Annotated in this window: 3 protein-coding genes; all 3 read left to right on the forward strand. The window is 49.5% G+C overall.

The annotated features are described in order from the left end of the window. Positions 1 to 234, forward strand: a 234-nt coding sequence (locus B5E62_RS16550) for an LPXTG cell wall anchor domain-containing protein (protein ID WP_143468885.1), incomplete at its 5' end; no start/stop codon positions are given. 137 nt (positions 235 to 371) lie between these two features. Further along, positions 372 to 542, forward strand: a complete 171-nt coding sequence (locus tag B5E62_RS17010) for a hypothetical protein (protein ID WP_157888449.1) — start codon at positions 372 to 374, stop codon at positions 540 to 542. 226 nt (positions 543 to 768) lie between these two features. Next, positions 769 to 2631, forward strand: a complete 1863-nt coding sequence (locus B5E62_RS16555) for an LPXTG cell wall anchor domain-containing protein (protein ID WP_087175608.1) — start codon at positions 769 to 771, stop codon at positions 2629 to 2631. Positions 2632 to 3085 lie beyond the last annotated feature (454 nt).

Genomic DNA, 3085 nt, shown 5'->3' on the forward strand with positions numbered 1-3085 from the left:
GTTGAACCCACTGAGCCAACGGATCCTACTGACCCGACCACTCCTACCGACCCGACTGAGCCAACCGATCCAGCCAAGCCCGAACAGCAGGGCAAGCCTTCTGGGCAAACAGAAAGCCCGCAGACCGGGGACAGCAGCGATATGGCGCTGTGGCTCGGCCTGATGCTGGCTTCCTGCGGCGGCGTGCTGGGAATGTTGCTCTACAGGCGGAAAAAGGCGGCGGCCGAGAAATAAGGCTGAGAGATAAAACAAAACCGGCAAAAGCGCCTGCGGGCGGGCTTCGTGCAAAAACCACAGCCCGCCCCGGCGCAGCCGGTATCTTTTTCAAGAAGGGATATCCCTTCTATCCTTTGGTATGCACCAAAGGATAAGTGACTCTGTTTGACAAGAAGGTATTCACCGGCTGGTACAGGGATAAAGCCTGCACCGCCGGCCCGGTAACAGGGCTTAAAATCCTTGAAGAGCTGAAAGAGCGCCCTGTCAGGGAAGCGCCCTATGCGCCGATGGATCTCTACGCCAAATGGGAGACGCAGGAAAGCTGAAAACGCAGAAGGGATATCCCTTCTTTATGCTTTGGTATTCACCAAAGCATAAAGAACTTTAACTGCGGCAAAGAAGGTTATTCGTTCCGCCCTGGCTGCCTGAACCGGCGCACCGGGGAACGGATGGCATAGAACACCGAGAAAAAAAGGGGGGGTGACACACCAAAAAGAATGATCAAACCCGTGTATTCACATAAATGTTATCTTGAAAGGAGAAAAATCAATCATGAAACTAAAGCGCAAACTTCTTGCAGGACTGCTGACGCTTTGTATGGCTGTTGGAATGGCTGTGCCGGCGTTTGCGGCGAACGGCCCCTCGTCCGGGGACTACAGTTATGCATACCTCAGGCTCGGTAATTCGGAGGATGGGTATCAGACGCTCTTTGCCAACAGCGGCCAGATTGACGATGTATCAGGTGCTGTTTATGATAAGGCGAGCAACACCGTTACCCTGACCAACTACAACAACCCGACCAATATCCTTGTCGCCAACGAGATGGGTGATGATCTGAAGCTTAATCTGGTGGGAGACAACCATATCTCCGAACTGGTTGTATACGGCTTCGGCTGGGGCGGCAATCTGGAAATTACCGGAGACGGCTCCCTGACCATCAATGAAAACAAAACATCTCAGACTGCGGCGATCCGCTTTATGGCTGAGGGAACACAGGGTCTGCTCAAGGTCGGCTCAAACGCTTCTGTGACAGCGTATAAGAGCGCAGGTGAAAACACTTATTCTGCGGCCTTTGTATCTACTACCTCCTCAACCCTTCCCTTCCAAGGCAATCTGGAAGCAGCCCTTACCATGACCCCTGACTCCGGCGTGGAAGGCGAATATGCAGTGGGTGCAACTGTTATTTATGAAGATGAAGAAAGTTATGCTAACAGAACATGGCAGCTTGCCACAAAGGACAATGACGGCAAACTCTACGGCATTTACTTCTTCGAGGCTAATGAGTATTCAGAGGGTCAAACTGATGTGTTTGAGCTTGTAAAGGTTGACGGACTTGCCAGTGGAAATGAATATCTCGCGGTAGCTGTCAGCAAAACCGCCGGCGTAGCATGGCCCGAGGGCTATACTAAGGACCCCGAGGAAAAAACCGTTGACGCAAAAATTTCAAATACAATGAACATGACCTTACTTCAAAAAGACGGCGAAACCTTCTATTGGGGTCCGGATAAGATTGAATATCCTCCTGAAGGCGGAGTAGGAACATCTTGGTATTCCGTTTACAAGGGACTTACCGACAAGATGGAGATTGTGGATCATTGGGGCGATAAAAAAGAAGCTGTAATTGCAGCTCCTGTTGAGGGTATGAGAAATCTTACCACGGATCAGGAAGGCTATCCGGAGGGATATAAGACAGTCATTGAGAAGAACGGCATGTATAGCTACTACTGCACCAACGATGTAATCAAGTCAGTGCCCGTTAAAGACCCGGTAGAGCCGACTCCGACGCCCGGTGATGAAGGAAAAATTAAGGATCTGACCAATTCCGATACCGGGGTTTCCATCTCCCTGACCGACGGCGTACCGGAGGGTGCAGAGCTTTATGCCGACACTATGGCAACAGAAAGCGTTTTGGAAAGCAACCCCGAATTAAAAGAGGAGCTTCCCGGCTTACTTACTGTTTACCAAATCACCGTTAAAGATGCCGACGGCAAGACCGTTGAGGTTAAGAATAACCCTATGACGGTTAAAATCCCGATGACTGATCAGCTTAAGGGCTACAAATACTATCAGGCGGTATATCTGGGAGACCCGCTGGAACGCTTTGATGCAGTGGTGGAAGGTGACTTCCTGGTATTTGAGACTACCCATCTGAGCCAGTATGCTATCCTTGGCTCCAACACACCGTTTGAAACCAGCGAAAAGCCCACCGACCCCACTACTCCTACAGACCCTACAGACCCGACTGACCCAGCCAAGCCCGAACAGCCTGGCAAGCCTTCTGAGAAAACAGAAAGCCCCCAGACCGGCGATAACAGCAATATGTTCCTGTTGGTCGCTCTGCTGTTTGCCAGCGGTGGTGTTCTGACCGTGTTGGGTGTTACAGACAAGAGAAAAAAGAAAGGGATCACTAAATAACATTGACAAACCCGAAATAGCATTATGATAAGCGGGCAGTGACCGAAAGACTGTCACTGCCCGTTTTCAAAAAACTCGATGTGAATATATGCTGGAAGTGAACATTTCTCGCTTTCGCAAAAAGCAGTCACGCAAACTGATTGAAAATTGAAAGGTTAAAGATAAAGGTCGGTGACGGTAAATATGTCTCCTGAAAAAAGAATAGACAACCGGAGTCACTCTCCAGCATGATTTTAAGACGCTCAGCAAGAAATTACTTGCTGAGCGTTTTTCTTTGTTAGGCCAAGGGCCTGTTTTCTGGCCCGGAGTTTTTCGGGTTCCGAAAAACGGAGGGATAGAAAACCAAAAAACCACTTGCTATGCAAGTGGATAAGGATGCTTCAGCTTACAGAAAAACCTCCAATGTTATAATTAATGCAGGTTCGCCAACCGCATTAAAAACAAAGGAGGTATC

The sequence above is a fragment of the Lachnoclostridium sp. An118 genome, assembly GCF_002160985.1.
Classification (GTDB): domain Bacteria; phylum Bacillota; class Clostridia; order Lachnospirales; family Lachnospiraceae; genus Claveliimonas; species Claveliimonas stercoravium.

Excerpts from the sequence above, each read along its gene's own strand:
- B5E62_RS16555 (WP_087175608.1), top strand. The coding sequence starts at position 769 with ATGAAACTAAAGCGCAAACTTCTTGCAGGACTGCTGACGCTTTGTATG.